Origin of the sequence: Methylomonas methanica (assembly GCF_001644035.1) — a bacterium.
GTDB lineage: Bacteria > Pseudomonadota > Gammaproteobacteria > Methylococcales > Methylomonadaceae > Methylomonas > Methylomonas methanica_A.
Genome location: NZ_LUUG01000044.1, coordinates 77,785 through 93,640, shown reverse-complemented (window position 1 = coordinate 93,640; position 15,856 = coordinate 77,785). Strand labels below are relative to the sequence as shown.

Genomic DNA, 15,856 nt, shown 5'->3' with positions numbered 1-15,856 from the left:
TTGATCCTAAAGTGCTTGTTCGATAGCGGTCAGGACTGCGGCAGTGCTGGGCAGGCCGGAGTCGCGCAATTTTTTTAGGCGCAAGGCCACGACACTGTCCATGCGATAGACGTGGCCGACGTGGTCTATGCCGGGGGTGCCGACGGGAATGAATACGTCGGGCTCCCGCTCGAATGTCATGCCGGAGCGGCCGATCACGATGGTGGGCAGGTGGGTTTTGGGGGGCGTTGCCGTTGAATTATAAGCGTGAACCCATACCAAGGCATCCGCTTCGCTATTTGCGATCATGGCTTGGCCATCGAAAAGAAATGGATCATATTCCGGATAGCCTTTGGCAAAATTAACCCGAGCCGGATACCCCGTCGTCCATCCGCAGGTCTGGTTGGCCGTGTAATCGCCTTCCTTGCCACCCAATGGCAGACCGGAGCAACGAGTGCCCAGCATGTTTATGTCTTTGACGATATTACAGATTGTTTGCACGGTCAGTTCGGCGTGCTCGAAAGTTAATTTTCCTGCGCTCCAGAGCACTACACCATAACGGGCGTTGCGTAGTTTATCGGCTACAGTTTGTAATTGAGCCACGGCGATATCACCCACTGTTTCGACGCGTATGGGTTGATTCTTGACCAGAGCCGACAATACCGCTACGACATCGGGCAAATCGGCATCGGCACAGGCCAGAACTGTCGGTTTCTTGCCGGATGGCGATACGGCGGCTTGGCCCGCTGGTTCCTTGCCTAAATAAATCACCTCGCGCTGATCCGTGCTATCAAGGAACATGGCTTGTTCGTTCCACAAAAAGTGTTCGAAAAAGCGTGGCGCAAAGACTTCCGGATCGGTGCCGATGATCAACAACAAATCGCAGCGATTCTTCACTTCGGCCAGCGTGGTGTTCATCCATCCCGAATCCTGCATGGCCAATAAATTACGACGAGCGGCGTTGAAGTTAATATTGTCAACGACTGCTCCGGCTTTATCTGCCAAAGCTAGCAGTGCGCGCATGCCATTAACATCGGTTGCGCAACCGCCAATTACGGGTTGATTGGTATTGCGTAGTAATTCTGCCGCCTTGCTGGTCGCTGCCTCCAAACTCACCGCTTGACCGGCGATGCGTGGTGAAGTGTCCGCTAACGCTTGTTCAAAAGCCGGCGTATTGACCGAGCAGCCGTTTGCGGTCACTTTCAGTGTTGCGCCGTCCACCTGTATGCTCAGGTCGTCGGTACCGATGCCGCAAAATGGGCTGGGTACCTCGGTTATTTCAGTCATAAGAAAAGTCCTCAATCTTTTTTGATGTATTTGAAACGTGGGTCGTCGGGCGTGCCTTCCAGGACGCCGGCGGAGGTTTCCGCTGCATCCCACATCAACACTTCTTCAATTTTTTTAGCTAGTAGAAAATCTTTATCGGTGATGCCTTTTGCCGAATGCGTGACCAACTTGACGATCACGAATGCGTAGGAAACAGTCAGATCCGGATGATGCCAGGCTTTCTCCGCCAAATGGCCGACCGTATTGACGACCATTAGGGTGGCTTTCCAGCCGCTGGTCTTGATTTTGCGGCGGATCCAGCCATTCTCGTAATACCAGTGCGGCAGTTCCTGTGTTAAACGCTCGGCGATTTCGGTCTCGCTATAGACCTTGGCAGTATCGTGCGACATCGTTTATCCCCCGGATTGAAATGAGTCGGCATTCTATCGCACAGTTTAGTCGGTGTCTTTACGGTGTACAGGCGTTTTGCTGGGTTTCGGCGCCAATTGTCGGCAGGTGGAGGGCGATTTACAAAGGTTTACTTAGACTGGCTGAAGAATGCGTCGGTGCCGGCGCATTCTTCTCGACATAGGTTTGTTATTTAACCACTCTTAATTGCGGTTTTTGCGGAGGCTTGGGATCTGTCGGTGTCGGCGGGGTTTCGTCCTCATTTTCTTCCGGATCGAAAATCATACCCTTGCCGTTTTCCTTGGCATAGATGGCCAATACCGCTTTGCACGGCGCGATGATGCGCATGGGTTTGCCGGAGAAGCGGGCGTTGAACTGGATTTCTTCATTGCCCAGCACCAAGCCTTGGATGGCTTCGGGGCGCATGTTCAGGACGATTCTGCCGTCTTCCACGAAGTCGCCCGGCAGCGTCACGCCAGGGTGGTCGGCATTCACTAACAGATGGGGCGTCAGGCCGTTGTCGACGATCCATTCGTAGATGGAGCGAATCAGATAGGGTTTAAGTGGGGTCATTTGCTTGGGGCTTGCATCATGTCTTTTTCTTCGCGGCTCAGGCTTTCTTGAAAAGCCCGTCTGGAGAAGAGTCGATTGGCGTAAGCAGTGATGCCCTTGCCTAGGCTGGCGATGTCGATGCCGATGCTGGGTAGCCGCCATAAGAACGGCGCCATCGCGCAATCGATCAAGGAATATTCCTCGCTCATGAAATACGGTGTGGCTTCAAATACCGGCGCGGCTGCCATCAGGCTTTCCCGTAACATTTTTTTGGACTTGGCGGCTTTTTTATCGCCGTTCACTAGTACGTCATCCAGCAGCGGATACCACTCCTGATCGATGCGTTTGATCAACATCCTGGCGTTGGCACGGGAGACCGGGTCCATTTGATGTAAAGCAGGATGAGGGAAGCGTTCGTCCAGATATTCCATGATGATGCGGGCATCGTACAGCACCAAGTCGCGTTCCACGAAAGTCGGGGCATTACCGTTGGGGTTGAGTTCCAGCAGGTCTTCGGGCGGGTCATTCGGGTCGAAAAATTCGACTTCCGCCGGTACCCCTTTTTCGTATACGACTAGCCTGGCGCAGTGGCTCATTATGCAGGCTGGCGATGAAAAAAGAGTCATTGCGGATTTTCGGCTGGTGATGTTTGCCACGAAGTGAACCTCTTTGAGTAACGGGATTTAAATCGGGGCAGATTGTAGCATGGATGGCGGGGCTTTTGGGGGCGATGCCGGTCGCATCCGCCCTTTGAAAATAACGGGCTGAGCCGGGGTTTTTTAAACGGCTTACACCCTATTCAACCGAGCTTAACGATGATGTCTTCCAGCACGTTGGCAGTGGCATGGACCTTGTCGGCGGCATTGGAAAGATGCCGGTAAAGCTCGCGTTGTTTAAACATGTTTAAGTAGTCTTCGCCTTGGAACAAGTCGGCGATGGCCTTGCGATACATCTTTTCGATCCGGCGTTCCGAATGGCGGGCGGCGAAGGCGTGTTGTTCGGCTTCGGAGGGATGTTTGCCTAATACCGCGAAGCCGCGCTCCAGCGCTTTAATGCCGACTTGCAACTCGATTACCATCGCCTGCGAATGGCTGTCGGGGCTCAATTCCAGTGCTTCCATCTCGTTATACGTGCTTTTGCAATAGGTGACGATGCTGTCCATGGAGGCGATGGCGCGATAAATGTCTTCGCGATCTATCGGCGTGGCAAACGAGCTGTTTAGTTCGTGCAGGTTGTGAATACGGATCCGGTCGGCTTCGTGCTCGTCTTCTTTGAGCATCTTGCCGGCTTGCACCGATTCGCTGGCCATGAAGCGGACCAGGTTGTCGACGGTGACGCAGACCTGCTGGCACTGTTGGTGCAGTAAAAGATAAAAGTCGGCGGTTTTGGGGAATATTCTCTGAAACAGCCGCGAGGCAAGTGAAAGCTTGGGAGATGACATGAAAATTGCAGCGGTTATTTAAGAAAGTAATCGAATATCAGAAAGCTAATGCAGGCGATCATTGCCGAGCCCGGGATGGTGATAAGCCAGGTTCGCAAGATTTCCAAGGCTTTTCCCCAGCGCACCGCTCTTGGGCGATCAGAGGCGCCAATACCCATGATCGACGATGCCACTACATGCGTCGTGGACACCGGGGCGCCGAGCAGCGAACTGCCGAAAATGGTGAGGCATGCGCTCAGTTGCGCGTTTAGCGCATGAATTGGGCGGATTTTATAAATGGCAAAACCAAGAGTGCGCACGATGCGCCAGCCGCCGGTTATTACGCCGGCGGTCATTGCGCAGGCGCAAAACAGCATCACCCAGCCAGGCACCTTAAAGCTGTCGATTTCCCCGCTAAGCAACAAAATCAAGGTCAATACCCCCATGCTTTTTTGCGCGTCGTTGGCGCCGTGAGAAAAGGCCAGCGCGGCGGCGGTCAGCCATTGGGCGTTGCGTAGTTGCCTATTGATGCCTGGCGATGCGGATCGCAATAAAAACATCGTCAGTCGCTGAAGCACAAAGCCCACCAAGAAACCCAAGACGGGCGAGAGCAATAAAGCCAGCAGGATTTTACTGAATCCATGTATTCGGCCATCGCTTAAGTCCTTGAGTCCCCAGGCGATAGGTTCGCTGCCTATGCCGATCAGCGTGGCCCCGATCAAACCGCCCACCAGAGCGTGCGAGGAAGATGACGGTAAGCCGCGCCACCAGGTAAACAAGTTCCAGAATACGGCGGCGAAAAGTCCGGACACGACGATTAACAGCGCATCGGCTTTGGGGATGGACGATAGATCCAGCAAGGTACCAACTGTATTGGCGACGGCGGTGCCGCCAAGTAGCGGTCCCAGGAATTCGAAGACTGCAACCACCAAAACCGCCTGCACCGGCGTCATCGCCCGGGAGGCGATGACGCTGGCAATGATATTGGAGGCATCATGAAAACCGTTGGTGTAGTCGAATACCAGTACAATGATGATCGCAACACCGATAAACGGAACCAATGCCTCCAAAATAGCGATGGCTTAATGCGGGTTAATTGACGACGTTGTGACCGCGCTGTCTGAGGCAATTGCGGTAGGCGTTTTTATAGCTGTCGTTGGAATGAATGCCCTGTTGAGCGCCGCCGCCGATACCGCCGGCAGCCGCGCCGATGGCTGCGCCAGTGCCGGGGTTGCCAGCTATTGCGCCAATTGCCGCGCCGCCAGCTGCGCCTATCAAGCCGCCGACGGCCGCGCCTTTGGCAGTGTCTTTAACGGTGCTGGCCGACTGCGAAGCCAACTGTTCGCATTCCTGCATGTCTTGATTCAAGCGGAACGCGTTGGGATCGTTATAAGTGTCCACGGTGGGAGTCCAGCCGGTGGTGGTGGCGCAGCCGGCGACTAACAGGCTGGTTGCTAAAATCGATTTAAACGGTAATTTATGCATGACAAATCTCCTTCAATGATGCTGAATGCACCGATAGTGTTCCAGAGAGTAGTCCATTTTGCACTGTTTTGGAAATTTACAAGTCAAATTGACACTGGCAAGCCTGTCACGTATGATTCGCAGCCTTTTTTATCCGTTTTTATCACCATAGGCAGTAGCACATGAAAAGAACTTATCAACCCAGCAAAATCAAACGCGCCAGAACTCATGGCTTTCGTGCAAGAATGGCTACCGTTGGTGGTCGTAGAGTGATTAATGCGCGCAGAGCTAAAGGCCGCGCATCGCTGACGGTTTAATTGTCGGCGGAAGATTTCGGCTTTCCCGATCAGTATCGGCTAGGGACGCCCGCTGAGTATAAAAAAGTATTTACCAATCCCGTAAAGTCCACAGATAAGTATTTTACGGTGTTGGCGACGAGCAATATCCTGCCGCATCCGCGGCTGGGTTTGGCCATCGCAAAAAAAACTATAAAAAAAGCAGTCGCAAGGAACCGCATAAAGAGGGCTGTCAGGGAAAGTTTTAGATTACAGCGTCAACATATCGTCAGTATTGATATTGTTGTTTTGGCAAGAGGTGACGCAGCAAATGCAGCCTCGCCGATATTGAGGAAGTCATTGGAAAGGCATTGGCATAAACTGGTAGATCGATGCGATTCCTGCTCATAACCCTGATCAAGCTTTACAAATACTTCATAAGTCCTTTGCTGGGACCCAGATGTCGTTTTTATCCCAGCTGTTCAAGTTATGGCTTAGAGGCAATCCAGATTCATGGTGCTTTCAAAGGCTCTTACCTCACGCTTCGACGATTATTGAAATGCCACCCGTTCCACGAAGGTGGCATTGATCCCGTTCCGGAAAAATTGAGTAAATAACAATGGATAACATAAGATTTGTACTTGTCATGGCGATGTTGATGATCTCCTACATGTTGTGGGAGTCATGGCAGATTGATTACGGTCCCAAGCCGCAGGCCATCATCTCAGACAAGCCCATTGTAGCCGGCGATGCCGGTGCTGTGGCTAACCCGGATCCCGCCCAGTCAGGTGCGCAGCAAACCGCCAGTCAGACCGCTGCCGCGCAAGTAGCCGCAGACAAAGTCATCAAAGTCAAAACCGACGTGTTTGCACTGGAAATCGATACCGAGGGTGGCACCTTACGTAATCTCGATCTGTTGCAATATCCGCACGAGAAAGAAAATTCCGCAGTCACCAAAGCGTACGCCTTGATTGGTATGGAAGCGCCTGCGAAAGATTTATCGCCCATTCGTTTGTTCGATAGTCGCCCTGAGAACCTGTTCTTAGCGCAAACCGGCCTGGTGGCTGGTCAGAATTCCGCTGCGGCTCCCGATCATCATGCCGTGTTCACAGCCGAGAAAACGGCTTACGAGTTAGCCGACGGCCAAGAGCAAATCAGCATCCCGTTAAGCTGGACAGATCAACAAGGTTTGAAAGTCACCAAAACCTTTACTTTCAAACGCGGCAGCTATTTGGTGCAAGTCGAGCAAAAAGTCGCCAATCAAACCGCCAACCCTTGGGTCGGTAAGCAGTATGACCAACTGCTGCGGGTCGAACACAGCGATAAAAGCAATAACAACTTCATCAGAACCTATTCCGGTGGTGTGGTTTACACCGAAAAAGACAAGTACAAAAAAGTTAAATACGAAGACATGGCCGACGACACTTTAAACGTCGTCAGCCAAGGCGGTTGGAGTGCGTTTATTCAGCATTACTTTGCTGCTGCCTGGATACCGCCGGCGGACCAGGAAAACCATTTTTACACCAAAGCGCTGAACGATGCCCGTTATGTCATCGGTTCTTACTCGCCGGATGTCAGCGTTCCCGCCAATGGCGAAGCCGTACTTACATCACAGTTATTTGTTGGCCCCAAAATCCAACCGATCATGGAAGCGGTAGCGCCTGGATTGGAATTAACTGTCGATTACAGCTGGTTGACCGTGGTTGCCAAGCCCATCTATTGGCTGTTGAACCAAATCTACGGTTACGTGGAAAACTGGGGTGTGGCGATTTTGGGTGTCACGCTGTGCATCAAATTGCTGTTCTTCAAGCTGTCTAAAGCCAGCTTCCAGTCCATGGCAAAAATGCGCAAAATCCAGCCGCGTTTGAAAGAGCTGCAAGAGCGTTATCCTGATGACCGTCAGAAGTTCAACACCGAAATGATGGCGATGTACAAAAAGGAAAAAGTGAATCCGCTCGGCGGCTGTTTACCGATCATGGTGCAGATTCCGGTGTTCATTTCCTTGTATTGGGTATTGATCGAAACCGTGGAATTGCGTCAGGCCGAGTTTGCCTTGTGGATACATGATTTGTCCGCGCAAGACCCGTTCTATCTGTTGCCGATTCTGTACGGCATTACCATGAAGATTCAACAAAGTCTGAATCCGGCGCCTATTGATCCGCTGCAAGCCCAGGTTATGAAAATGTTCCCTATCGTTTTCACCGTGTTCTTCCTGTTCTTCCCATCCGGTTTGGTGCTGTACTGGATTTGCAACAACAGCTTGTCGATCATTCAACAGTGGTACATCACTAAACACGTGCTTGCCGAAGACAATCACGCCCACTAAAACCCATGCTTGACGGCGACACCATAGCCGCCATTGCCACGCCGCCCGGTAACGGCGGCGTCGGCGTCATTCGCATCTCCGGGCCGTCCGCGCCCGGAATCGCGCAAAGCCTCACCGGCAAAAATCTTCCCAAACCTCGATACGCACAATTTACCGATTTCCTCGATGCCGATGGTCGAGTCATCGATAGCGGATTGCTGTTGTATTTTGCCGCGCCCGCTTCGTTTACCGGCGAACAGGTGGTGGAACTGCAAGGCCACGGCGGTAGCGTGGTGCTGGATATGTTATTGCGACGCGTGTTGGAGCTGGGTGCGCGTTTGGCCAATCCTGGCGAATTTAGTCAAAGGGCTTTTCTAAACAACAAAATCGACCTTGCCCAAGCCGAAGCGATAGCCGATCTGATTAGCAGCGGCACCGAACAAGCCGTGCGCTCTGCGCAGCAATCCATGCAAGGCGTGTTTTCCGAACAAATCAACGAACTGATCGACGAGTTGATCGAACTGCGGGTATTTATCGAAGCAGCGATCGATTTTGTCGACGAAGAAATTGACTTCCTCGGTGATGGGGTGGTCGCCGGGCGGATCCAGCGCTTGCAAAGCAAACTTGCCGAAATCTGTAAAACCGCTCAGCAGGGCAGGCTTTTGCACGATGGTATGACCGTGGTGCTGGTCGGCAAGCCTAACGCCGGTAAATCCAGTTTATTAAACGCCCTTGCCGGACACGATGCGGCCATCGTCACTGACATTGCAGGTACTACGCGGGACGTGCTGCGCGAGCGGATTCAATTGGACGGCATGCCCTTGCATGTCATCGACACCGCCGGCTTGCACGATAGTGACAACCCGGTCGAGCAGGAAGGCATCCGCCGCGCCCGCCAGGAAATCGCCAAAGCCGACCGGATTTTATTACTGATAGACAGCACCGACCCGGACAGCGCCAGTCTGGATGCCAGTCTGCCGGCCAACATAGCGGTCACCAAAGTTTTTAATAAAATTGACTTGGTCGGCGGTCAAGCCCAAGTCTTGGAAACCCCGCAAGGCCCGGAAATCCATTTATCCATCAAACACCGGCTGGGTCTGGACTTACTGCGCCAACACCTGAAACAAAGCATGGGCTTTACCGAAAGCTCGGATAACGTGTTTGTCGCCAGAACCCGCCACATCCAGGCCTTGCAATTGGCGGCGCAAGCGGTGGATCGCGCCGCCGAGCAGTTGCAACATCAAGCCCACGAACTGGTCGCCGAAGAATTGTGCCAAGCGCAAACCAGCTTGTCCGCCATCACCGGCGAATTTACGTCCGATGATCTCTTGGGAGAGATTTTTTCCAGCTTTTGTATAGGCAAATAACCGCTTGGCGCGGCCCGGATCAATCGATTTGTTCCAATACCACCGGCTTGGCGCTAAATACTTCGGCAACCAGTTCCAGTTGCGCGGCAAATAGCGGTAGCGTCGGAATTTTCCAGGCTTTACCGGTGAACTTGGCCAGGATGTTGTTCAACCAAAGCCGGTCGGAGCTGGCGTGGTGAATGATGAAACGGTAGGACTCGCCGTCGTTGAATACCGCAAAGTCTTCCAGCGTGACTTCTATGGTGTGCTCCTCGCCGTACAGTCGGGTCTGCACGTAGACCTTTCGGGCGTCGAGGTCGAAGTTGAACTGGGTCAACTCCGCGATGCCCTTCATGATGATGTTCGCGCCCCAAATGATCAGGGCGTTGGGGGTTAATTTGATGACGAAGCGGATCAGACTGGATTTAAAGCTCATGGCGGGCCTTCATAGGGTGGCAGGGATAAAGTCATGATTTTAAACATTGTTGGCGAGATTGTTTCGTAAATATTTCGATGCGTCTAATATGCCAGTCAAGCCCCAGGTTTGACTGGCGTCGGCGGCTGATAGGTTTGAGGCGGCTTTGATAAAGCTTTCATCCCCGCGTAGGCGGGGATCCAGGTTTTTGATTGTTACGGGATGTCCATCTTCGTGGTAAGCAGGGTATGTAGACCGCGATCAAGGCCGGGTTAGATGCGCGTAAGCTGGAAAGGTTTGCAGACGACTGTCGTCCAGCGGTTCGCCGATGGTGAAGTGATACAGGCTTTGCCAGCCGTTATCCTTTAAGCCCAATACGCCATGTACCGCATCGTCAAAAAAGCAGCCGATGCCGGTACCGCGCACGCCGGCGGCTTCCGCTTCCAAGTACAAAATCTGTCCCAGCAGGCCGCTTTCCCAAAATAGCCGGCGGTAGCGCCAGGCTTCGGCTTCCACATTCTCTGCAAAGCGCGCCAACATGCCTAAGCTAAAAGCGCTGTCGCTGGCGATGGGTTGGTGACAGGACAGGGTTTTTGCGGCTTGCCTAACGTTGCCGGCCGTCAGCCGATAAAATTCGAACGGGGCCTCCACCGTTTGCCATTCGTAATCGGCGGAACAAACTGGTTTTAATTCCGCCGCCGCATCTGCGGTGCGCGGCAGCAAATACAAGCCAGGCTCCAGACCGGCTACCCGATGCACGAATAGAACAATATTGACTTGCGCCGGCCAATTCCAGGCGGTGAATGGCGGTTTGGCAACGGGGAGCAGGGCGGCCAGCATGCGATGAAAATCGGCCAAAGGTAGATCCGGCGATTTGCCGTTGAAATGCTGCGCACTACGGCGCTGGCGAATCAGGCGGCTGGCCGGGAGGTTGTGGCTGGGCACTAGCAATTCCAGGCTCGGCAACGATACTCGCTCGGCAACAGTAGCCGGCTTGATGGCCTGAGCGGCCACTTCGTCGATAATCGGCCAGCGATAAAAATGCCGGCCGCTCAAGCGCTCGGCTTTCCCGAACCATTCGGCATTTTCGGCAAGTTCCGGCAAATATGCAGTGGAGAACGCGCCTTCCGCAGATTGGGTAGCATGCAGCCGGCAGAACAAATCCGGTGCTTCGTGTTCGGTAGTGACAAAATCGTCGCTGCGGTCTAGTCCCAGCCAGGCGGCGATGTCCGCATCGGCAGTCTCGCCGAGCAATTCAATCGACCAACCCAAACAGGCGGCGGCGTAACTTAAAGCAGCCAGTGCATGACCGATGTCGTGTTGGCAATAACGAAAGGCCCGTTCGCCGTATTTCCAGGCTTCCCGCCAGTGGATGGATGACAGGCCGATATACACTTCCTTGGCCGCCGTCGCGGCAGTAAACCGGCTGCGGCGTTCTAGATGGTGATCGTGGCTGGCATAGTGATATGCGCCGGGCTGCAATAGCTCCGGGTCGGTGCAAAGCAAATAAGCCTCGGTCGGATGCAAGTTGCCGCTGGAGGGGTTGCAACGCAAGGCCCAACGGTCCGGACCGAATTGCTTCCAGGCCGACAAACCGAAAGACAATTCTAATAGCAGACCGAGATTTGCCAGGTTTAAAGGCTGCGGCTCTATCCGTTCCGGTTTGTCTAGGTCAGCAAACAAACAACTCAGCTCGGCACCGGGTAGCGGCAGTTTAACTATTTCGCATCCGTTAAAGCGCCGAAACGGATTGGGTTGGTCGTCCCAATCCAGTGATTCCGGGCCTTTGGCGTAGGCATTCAATTGGTGCTTGGTGCGGTTATGGTATTGGATGACGGACTCGGAAGGAGTTGGCATGAGTTGGCCTTAATTAAGCTGAGTGTATATTCATTCAAGCACACGCCATGCCCCGGCGCACGCAAACCTTTGATTGTGCCCATTCCTTAGGGTTATTGGAATGACCTGCGGCCTGACATTAGTGGGCCGAGCACGGCATTCCCACGCCTGAGCGTAGGAATGTTACAAAGCCAGTCGCCACTTGGCTGAGGGCAATCGCCAATACTTCTACGGGACGAGACGCTCGGCGGCTAAACCACCTGTTTAATGCTGGGCAGAATCGAGTTAATGGGTAACTAACTCGTTTTCCGGGACGATCAAGTCTTCGGTCCAGCAACCTATCGGCCGGCCCAGATTTAGATCCTGGTCTTCGAAGCGGACTAAAAAGACCGTGAGCGCAGGATCTTCCTCGACATGTCCTTTCATCACGATGACGCCCCGGGCGCCTTCCAACGCCAGCACTTCGCCTTCTTCGCTATCAGGCATGCTGCCATCGTCAACAATCGTATGCGCGGCGTACACCACATCGCCCAAATCTAAATCTTCTACGTTCATGCTGTGCTCCTGTGAGAGTTTTGTAGTAAAGCCGACAAAAGCTCCCGGTTTGTTGTGAAACGGCGTGCCGATTAAGGTTGGCCAGCTGCCGGTGAGTGAGCAATTTCAGCGGCTTAGCCGAAATTTTCGCGTATGGCATGCTGGTTGCTTTATCTGTTTACAAAATCAATGCCAAACCCGTTCAGGAGACTTAAAGATGATTACATTAACCGAAAGCGCCATTACAGCCGTGGGTCGTTTTATTAGCAGTTCCGACAAGCCAACCGGTGGGCTGCGCATCGAAGTTACCGATGGCGGTTGTTCCGGACTGTCTTATGGCATGAAGTTGGAAGCAAAAGAAAATCAAGACGACACCGTCATCGATTGTGGTGCTGTCAAAGTGTTTGTAGACCCCCTAAGTTTGCCAAGCCTGGATGGCATGTCTATCGATTTCGTCGATAGCTTGGAAGGCTCGGGCTTTAAATTTACCAATCCCAACGCGGTTAAAAGCTGTGCCTGCGGATCATCGTTTACCACCGGCGAGAGCGGCGGCACACCAAAAACCTGTTCTTAAGAATTCGAGGAATTAGCTATGTGGGATTATTCAGATAAAGTAAAAGATCATTTCTTCAACCCCAAAAATGCCGGCGCGGTAGTCGATGCCAACGCGATTGGCGAAGTGGGATCCATCAGTTGCGGCGACGCGTTGCGTCTGACTTTGAAAGTCAACGACGACACCGAAGTGATCGAAGACGCCGGTTTCCAAACCTTTGGTTGCGGTTCCGCGATTGCCTCATCTTCGGTTTTAACCGAAATCATCAAAGGCTTGACCTTGGATGAAGCCTTGAAAGTGACCAACCAAGAGATCGCCGCCGAATTGGACGGTCTGCCGCCAGAAAAAATGCACTGCTCGGTGATGGGGCGGGAAGCTTTGCAAGCGGCTATAGCTAACTATCGCGGCGAAGAATGGAAAGACGATCACGAAGAAGGCGCGCTGGTTTGCAAATGCTTTGCCATCGATGCAGTGATGATCGAAGAGATGGTGTGGGCTAACAAATTGCGTACCGTCGAAGACGTGACTAACTACACCAAAGCCGGCGGCGGTTGCGCGGCCTGCCATGAAGACATCGAAGCGATTCTGGAAAAAGTCTTGAAAGAACGCGGCGAAACCTTCGATCCAAGTGCTGCGCCAATAGCTAAACCCGAGCCGGTGGTTGCCAAAGGACCTTTGACCAATCTGCAACGCATCAAGAAAATCGAGGAAGTGATCATGTCCTTCCGTCCGCAATTGATGGCTGACGGCGGCGATGTGGAATTGGTGGAAGTGGTCGACAAAACCGCTTATGTGAACATGACCGGCGCTTGCAACGGTTGCCAAATGTCAGCCATGACTATCGCCGGTATCCAACAACGCTTGATGGAAGTGATGGGCGAATTCATTAAAGTCGTTCCTGCCTCGCAAATGCCTAAATTGGTGACCATAGAGGAGGCAAGTCATGCCTGATATTTATCTGGATAACAACGCTACCACCAAGGTGGATAGCGCGGTCGTCGATGTAATGATCCCGTATTTTACGGAACAGTTCGGTAACCCATCCTCTATCCATCGCTTCGCCGACGGCGTTGCGAAGGCGATTAAAAAAGCGCGTTCGCAGGTGCAAGAGCTGATCGGTGCGGAGCACGATTCGGAAATTATTTTCACCTCCTGCGGCACGGAATCCGATTCGACCGCGATTCTGTCTGCCATTAAGGCGCAGCCCAATCGCAAGGAAATCATCACCACGTCCGTGGAGCATCCTGCGGTGTTGGCCTTGTGTGAAAACCTGGAGAAAGAAGGCTACACGATACACCGTATGCCGGTGGACAAGTGCGGTCGCTTGAATCTGGAAGCTTACAAAAACTTGTTATCCGATGAAGTGGCTATCGTATCGGTCATGTGGGCGAACAACGAAACCGGTACCATCTTTCCGGTGGTAGAAATGGCCGAGATGGCCAATGCGGCCGGCGTGATGTTTCATACCGACGCTGTGCAAGCGGTCGGTAAAATTCCGATGATGTTGCAAGACACCAAGATCGATATGTTATCGATTTCCGGACACAAATTGCATGCACCGAAAGGCATAGGCGTGTTGTATCTGCGCCGAGGTACGCGTTTTCGTCCCTTGCTGCGCGGCGGACATCAAGAGCGCGGTCGCCGGGCAGGTACCGAAAACACCGCCTCCATCGTTGGTTTGGGTAAAGCCTGTGAGATGGCGATGGAGCACATGGAATACGAAAACGTCCAGGTCAAAGCCATGCGCGACCGCCTGGAGCAAGGTATTACCGAAACGGTTCCGCATTGCTTTATCACCGGTGATTTGAACAACCGCCTGCCCAATACTACGGACATTGCGTTTGAATATATCGAAGGCGAAGCGATATTGATGTTGCTGAACAAAGCGGGAATCGCGGCGTCCAGCGGATCGGCGTGTACCTCGGGTTCCTTGGAACCTTCGCACGTGATGCGAGCCATGGATATTCCGTACACCGCCGCGCACGGTACCATCCGCTTCTCGTTTTCGCGCTATAACAATATGAGCGAGGTAGACGAAGTATTGAAAGTGATGCCTAGCATCGTCGCCACCTTGCGCAAATTGTCGCCGTATTGGGATAGCGTGAACAATTGCCCGGTTGCCGATCCTGAGCAGGCATTCCAGCCCACCTACGCTTAAAGACCTTCGCAGTTAATCGACGCTCCCGCTTATGCGGGAGCGTCTTGTTTAAAGCCCGCCATAAATCCTGGTCACCATCCTATAAAACCACCCTGGTCTACTCAGGATAATTCCAAACGCGACTACCGGTGTCACCGGTACCGGCGCAATATCGACAATGAATAATCCCAATAGGCTTAAAAAGCACTTGGTTCTGCTCTGTCTGGTTTGTTCGGCGGAATAGGGCGGGGATATCTCGGCAGGTGCGCCGGTGTTGGCGTATATACTCTCAATTAAGGTCCTAAACCAGCGCGGCCGCAGCGCAACCACGTACATTCCTATCAAACAGCCCGGTGAAATTGGCCCGAATCCGATAACGGCAAACAGGGAAAACACGGCAAGGCATTTTATTTGGGATGAATTCATAAAGCATGCTGGGTATGAAATAAAGTTTAAGAATAATATCAATAGTTTATAAGATAATTATCGTGCGCAAACTAAATGGAAATAGCTGTGGTTGTTGCGCTACGCCTCCCTAGACGGTTAACAAAAAAGGCGGTTGTTTAACCGCCTTTTCTGGATTTGGACGAGCTATTTGATCAAACTTTCCGGGTTTTTCTGGTAAGACCCAGACCGGCTAATGCGGTGCCGAACAACCACACGGCGCCTGGTAAAGGAACGGCGGTAACGGTAAAGTTGATATTGTTAATGCCGTTGTTCCAGTCGGTTCCCAAAATAATATTTAGCGAACGTGCGGTTAGGTTGGGTGAAAAAGTTTGTGCAGCGAAACGAGAAACTTCGTAGGGCCCGTAATTGACCAGTATATTGGAAAAATCATCGCCATCGACCACTCGGAAATCAGTAGCAGTCAATGTGGAGTTAACGGCTCCTGTTGGATATGCCGCAACGTCGAAACTGTTGAGGGTTACAGATTGATTAGGATTAACCGCAGTCAACTTGATGCTTAAAAGTAAGCCGCTGGTATGGGCAAACGCTGCGGTATTGAGGTCTGCGTATCCGCCATTCCACAACAAAACATCTGAATATGCCACCGAGCCGTCCAGGTTCAAGCTTGAATAAGATACTGTCACATCAGCTGTAGAGCCATATCCGGCAAGAATTGGATCATAATTGTTAAAGGGCTGTAAGGCATCGAAATTAATTATGGCTGCCTGAGAGTCAAATGCGGCGGCAATCAGAATGAGTGGATAAATTTTTTTGGATAACATCTTAAAACTCCTTCAATCTTTGTGTAAGTTAAGTCTATCGATTCACTGCAATCCGGCAAAAGTCGGCACAGTTTTTGGTTCACTAAACAGTTCAGCAAACAACGGGCCATTTTTAATTGTTTCTTTAATGTTGGTTT

Annotated in this window: 19 protein-coding genes; 8 read left to right on the top strand and 11 right to left on the bottom strand. The window is 52.4% G+C overall.

What is annotated here, in order from left to right:
- Positions 1 to 6: 6 nt before the first annotated feature.
- The 7 genes from A1332_RS02530 to A1332_RS02500 all read right to left on the bottom strand — a co-directional run bounded on the left by A1332_RS02530 (position 7) and on the right by A1332_RS02500 (position 5,110).
- Positions 7 to 1,266 carry a formylmethanofuran dehydrogenase subunit B gene (locus A1332_RS02530; protein WP_064007001.1) on the bottom strand — a complete coding sequence of 420 codons (1,260 nt, stop codon included), beginning with the start codon at positions 1,264 to 1,266 and terminating at the stop codon, positions 7 to 9.
- A gap of 11 nt (positions 1,267 to 1,277) precedes the next feature.
- Positions 1,278 to 1,655, bottom strand: a complete 378-nt coding sequence (locus A1332_RS02525) for a 4a-hydroxytetrahydrobiopterin dehydratase (RefSeq protein WP_064007000.1) — start codon at positions 1,653 to 1,655, stop codon at positions 1,278 to 1,280.
- 187 nt (positions 1,656 to 1,842) lie between these two features.
- Positions 1,843 to 2,226, bottom strand: a complete 384-nt coding sequence (locus A1332_RS02520) for a ClpXP protease specificity-enhancing factor (protein WP_064006999.1) — start codon at positions 2,224 to 2,226, stop codon at positions 1,843 to 1,845.
- Positions 2,223 to 2,831 (bottom strand): glutathione S-transferase N-terminal domain-containing protein, encoded by a 609-nt coding sequence (locus tag A1332_RS02515; RefSeq protein WP_197488267.1) that lies wholly within the window; start codon positions 2,829 to 2,831, stop codon positions 2,223 to 2,225. Before A1332_RS02515 ends, A1332_RS02520 begins: the two co-directional genes overlap by 4 nt.
- Before the next feature lie 173 nt (positions 2,832 to 3,004).
- Complete coding sequence (locus tag A1332_RS02510; protein ID WP_064006998.1) at positions 3,005 to 3,646, bottom strand: DUF47 domain-containing protein; 642 nt, start codon at positions 3,644 to 3,646, stop codon at positions 3,005 to 3,007.
- Positions 3,647 to 3,660: 14 nt separating this feature from the next.
- Entirely contained in the window at positions 3,661 to 4,695 is a 1,035-nt protein-coding gene (locus tag A1332_RS02505; protein ID WP_064006997.1) for an inorganic phosphate transporter, read from the bottom strand.
- A gap of 22 nt (positions 4,696 to 4,717) precedes the next feature.
- Positions 4,718 to 5,110, bottom strand: coding sequence for a glycine zipper family protein (locus tag A1332_RS02500; RefSeq protein ID WP_064006996.1), 393 nt, complete (start codon positions 5,108 to 5,110; stop codon positions 4,718 to 4,720).
- Positions 5,111 to 5,271: 161 nt separating this feature from the next.
- Here A1332_RS02500 and rpmH point away from each other — a divergent pair, with 161 nt between their 5' ends.
- From rpmH to mnmE, 5 genes are read left to right on the top strand one after another with little or no spacing between them, the layout of a single operon-like run.
- Complete coding sequence (gene rpmH / locus A1332_RS24575; protein ID WP_036273143.1) at positions 5,272 to 5,406, top strand: 50S ribosomal protein L34; 135 nt, start codon at positions 5,272 to 5,274, stop codon at positions 5,404 to 5,406.
- Positions 5,407 to 5,775, top strand: a complete 369-nt coding sequence (gene rnpA / locus A1332_RS02495) for a ribonuclease P protein component (RefSeq protein ID WP_020483364.1) — start codon at positions 5,407 to 5,409, stop codon at positions 5,773 to 5,775.
- Positions 5,757 to 5,981: a membrane protein insertion efficiency factor YidD gene (yidD, locus tag A1332_RS24570; protein ID WP_082769240.1), complete on the top strand. Its 225-nt coding sequence runs from the start codon at positions 5,757 to 5,759 to the stop codon at positions 5,979 to 5,981. The genes rnpA and yidD overlap by 19 nt, the downstream gene beginning before the upstream one ends.
- A 2-nt stretch (positions 5,982 to 5,983) precedes the next feature.
- Entirely contained in the window at positions 5,984 to 7,690 is a 1,707-nt protein-coding gene (gene yidC, locus A1332_RS02490) for a membrane protein insertase YidC (RefSeq protein ID WP_064006995.1), read from the top strand.
- A gap of 5 nt (positions 7,691 to 7,695) precedes the next feature.
- Positions 7,696 to 9,036, top strand: coding sequence for a tRNA uridine-5-carboxymethylaminomethyl(34) synthesis GTPase MnmE (mnmE, locus tag A1332_RS02485; protein WP_064006994.1), 1,341 nt, complete (start codon positions 7,696 to 7,698; stop codon positions 9,034 to 9,036).
- A gap of 19 nt (positions 9,037 to 9,055) precedes the next feature.
- On the opposite strand, the gene A1332_RS02480 is transcribed toward mnmE, so the two are convergent.
- The 3 genes from A1332_RS02480 to A1332_RS02470 form a co-directional block, all read right to left on the bottom strand.
- The gene (locus A1332_RS02480; RefSeq protein WP_064006993.1) at positions 9,056 to 9,451 is read right to left on the bottom strand and encodes a hypothetical protein; all 396 of its coding nucleotides are present in this window, start codon (positions 9,449 to 9,451) and stop codon (positions 9,056 to 9,058) included.
- Positions 9,452 to 9,691: 240 nt separating this feature from the next.
- Positions 9,692 to 11,287, bottom strand: coding sequence for a SagB/ThcOx family dehydrogenase (locus tag A1332_RS02475; RefSeq protein ID WP_064006992.1), 1,596 nt, complete (start codon positions 11,285 to 11,287; stop codon positions 9,692 to 9,694).
- Positions 11,288 to 11,551: 264 nt separating this feature from the next.
- The gene (locus A1332_RS02470) at positions 11,552 to 11,821 is read right to left on the bottom strand and encodes a nitrogen fixation protein NifZ (RefSeq protein WP_064006991.1); all 270 of its coding nucleotides are present in this window, start codon (positions 11,819 to 11,821) and stop codon (positions 11,552 to 11,554) included.
- Positions 11,822 to 12,017: 196 nt separating this feature from the next.
- Between A1332_RS02470 and A1332_RS02465 the strand changes: the two genes are divergently transcribed.
- The 3 genes from A1332_RS02465 to nifS are packed head-to-tail and all read left to right on the top strand — an operon-like array spanning position 12,018 to position 14,511.
- The gene (locus A1332_RS02465; RefSeq protein WP_064006990.1) at positions 12,018 to 12,374 is read left to right on the top strand and encodes a HesB/IscA family protein; all 357 of its coding nucleotides are present in this window, start codon (positions 12,018 to 12,020) and stop codon (positions 12,372 to 12,374) included.
- 18 nt (positions 12,375 to 12,392) lie between these two features.
- Positions 12,393 to 13,304: a Fe-S cluster assembly protein NifU gene (gene nifU, locus A1332_RS02460; RefSeq protein ID WP_064006989.1), complete on the top strand. Its 912-nt coding sequence runs from the start codon at positions 12,393 to 12,395 to the stop codon at positions 13,302 to 13,304.
- Positions 13,297 to 14,511: a cysteine desulfurase NifS gene (gene nifS, locus A1332_RS02455; RefSeq protein WP_064006988.1), complete on the top strand. Its 1,215-nt coding sequence runs from the start codon at positions 13,297 to 13,299 to the stop codon at positions 14,509 to 14,511. The genes nifU and nifS overlap by 8 nt, the downstream gene beginning before the upstream one ends.
- 578 nt (positions 14,512 to 15,089) lie before the next feature.
- Here nifS and A1332_RS02445 read toward each other — a convergent pair.
- Complete coding sequence (locus A1332_RS02445) at positions 15,090 to 15,719, bottom strand: PEP-CTERM sorting domain-containing protein (protein ID WP_064006986.1); 630 nt, start codon at positions 15,717 to 15,719, stop codon at positions 15,090 to 15,092.
- Positions 15,720 to 15,856 lie beyond the last annotated feature (137 nt).

What these genes read in the sequence shown, in the direction of transcription:
- nifS (WP_064006988.1), top strand. Translation starts at nt 13,297, where the DNA reads ATGCCTGATATTTATCTGGATAACAACGCTACCACCAAGGTGGATAGC.
- A1332_RS02530 (WP_064007001.1), bottom strand. Translation starts at nt 1,266, where the DNA reads ATGACTGAAATAACCGAGGTACCCAGCCCATTTTGCGGCATCGGTACC.
- yidD (WP_082769240.1), top strand. Translation starts at nt 5,757, where the DNA reads ATGCGATTCCTGCTCATAACCCTGATCAAGCTTTACAAATACTTCATA.
- nifU (WP_064006989.1), top strand. Translation starts at nt 12,393, where the DNA reads ATGTGGGATTATTCAGATAAAGTAAAAGATCATTTCTTCAACCCCAAA.
- mnmE (WP_064006994.1), top strand. Translation starts at nt 7,696, where the DNA reads ATGCTTGACGGCGACACCATAGCCGCCATTGCCACGCCGCCCGGTAAC.
- A1332_RS02470 (WP_064006991.1), bottom strand. Translation starts at nt 11,821, where the DNA reads ATGAACGTAGAAGATTTAGATTTGGGCGATGTGGTGTACGCCGCGCAT.
- A1332_RS02445 (WP_064006986.1), bottom strand. Translation starts at nt 15,719, where the DNA reads ATGTTATCCAAAAAAATTTATCCACTCATTCTGATTGCCGCCGCATTT.
- rpmH (WP_036273143.1), top strand. Translation starts at nt 5,272, where the DNA reads ATGAAAAGAACTTATCAACCCAGCAAAATCAAACGCGCCAGAACTCAT.
- A1332_RS02465 (WP_064006990.1), top strand. Translation starts at nt 12,018, where the DNA reads ATGATTACATTAACCGAAAGCGCCATTACAGCCGTGGGTCGTTTTATT.
- A1332_RS02500 (WP_064006996.1), bottom strand. Translation starts at nt 5,110, where the DNA reads ATGCATAAATTACCGTTTAAATCGATTTTAGCAACCAGCCTGTTAGTC.
- A1332_RS02510 (WP_064006998.1), bottom strand. Translation starts at nt 3,646, where the DNA reads ATGTCATCTCCCAAGCTTTCACTTGCCTCGCGGCTGTTTCAGAGAATA.
- A1332_RS02475 (WP_064006992.1), bottom strand. Translation starts at nt 11,287, where the DNA reads ATGCCAACTCCTTCCGAGTCCGTCATCCAATACCATAACCGCACCAAG.
- A1332_RS02525 (WP_064007000.1), bottom strand. Translation starts at nt 1,655, where the DNA reads ATGTCGCACGATACTGCCAAGGTCTATAGCGAGACCGAAATCGCCGAG.
- yidC (WP_064006995.1), top strand. Translation starts at nt 5,984, where the DNA reads ATGGATAACATAAGATTTGTACTTGTCATGGCGATGTTGATGATCTCC.
- A1332_RS02515 (WP_197488267.1), bottom strand. Translation starts at nt 2,831, where the DNA reads ATGACTCTTTTTTCATCGCCAGCCTGCATAATGAGCCACTGCGCCAGG.
- A1332_RS02480 (WP_064006993.1), bottom strand. Translation starts at nt 9,451, where the DNA reads ATGAGCTTTAAATCCAGTCTGATCCGCTTCGTCATCAAATTAACCCCC.
- A1332_RS02520 (WP_064006999.1), bottom strand. Translation starts at nt 2,226, where the DNA reads ATGACCCCACTTAAACCCTATCTGATTCGCTCCATCTACGAATGGATC.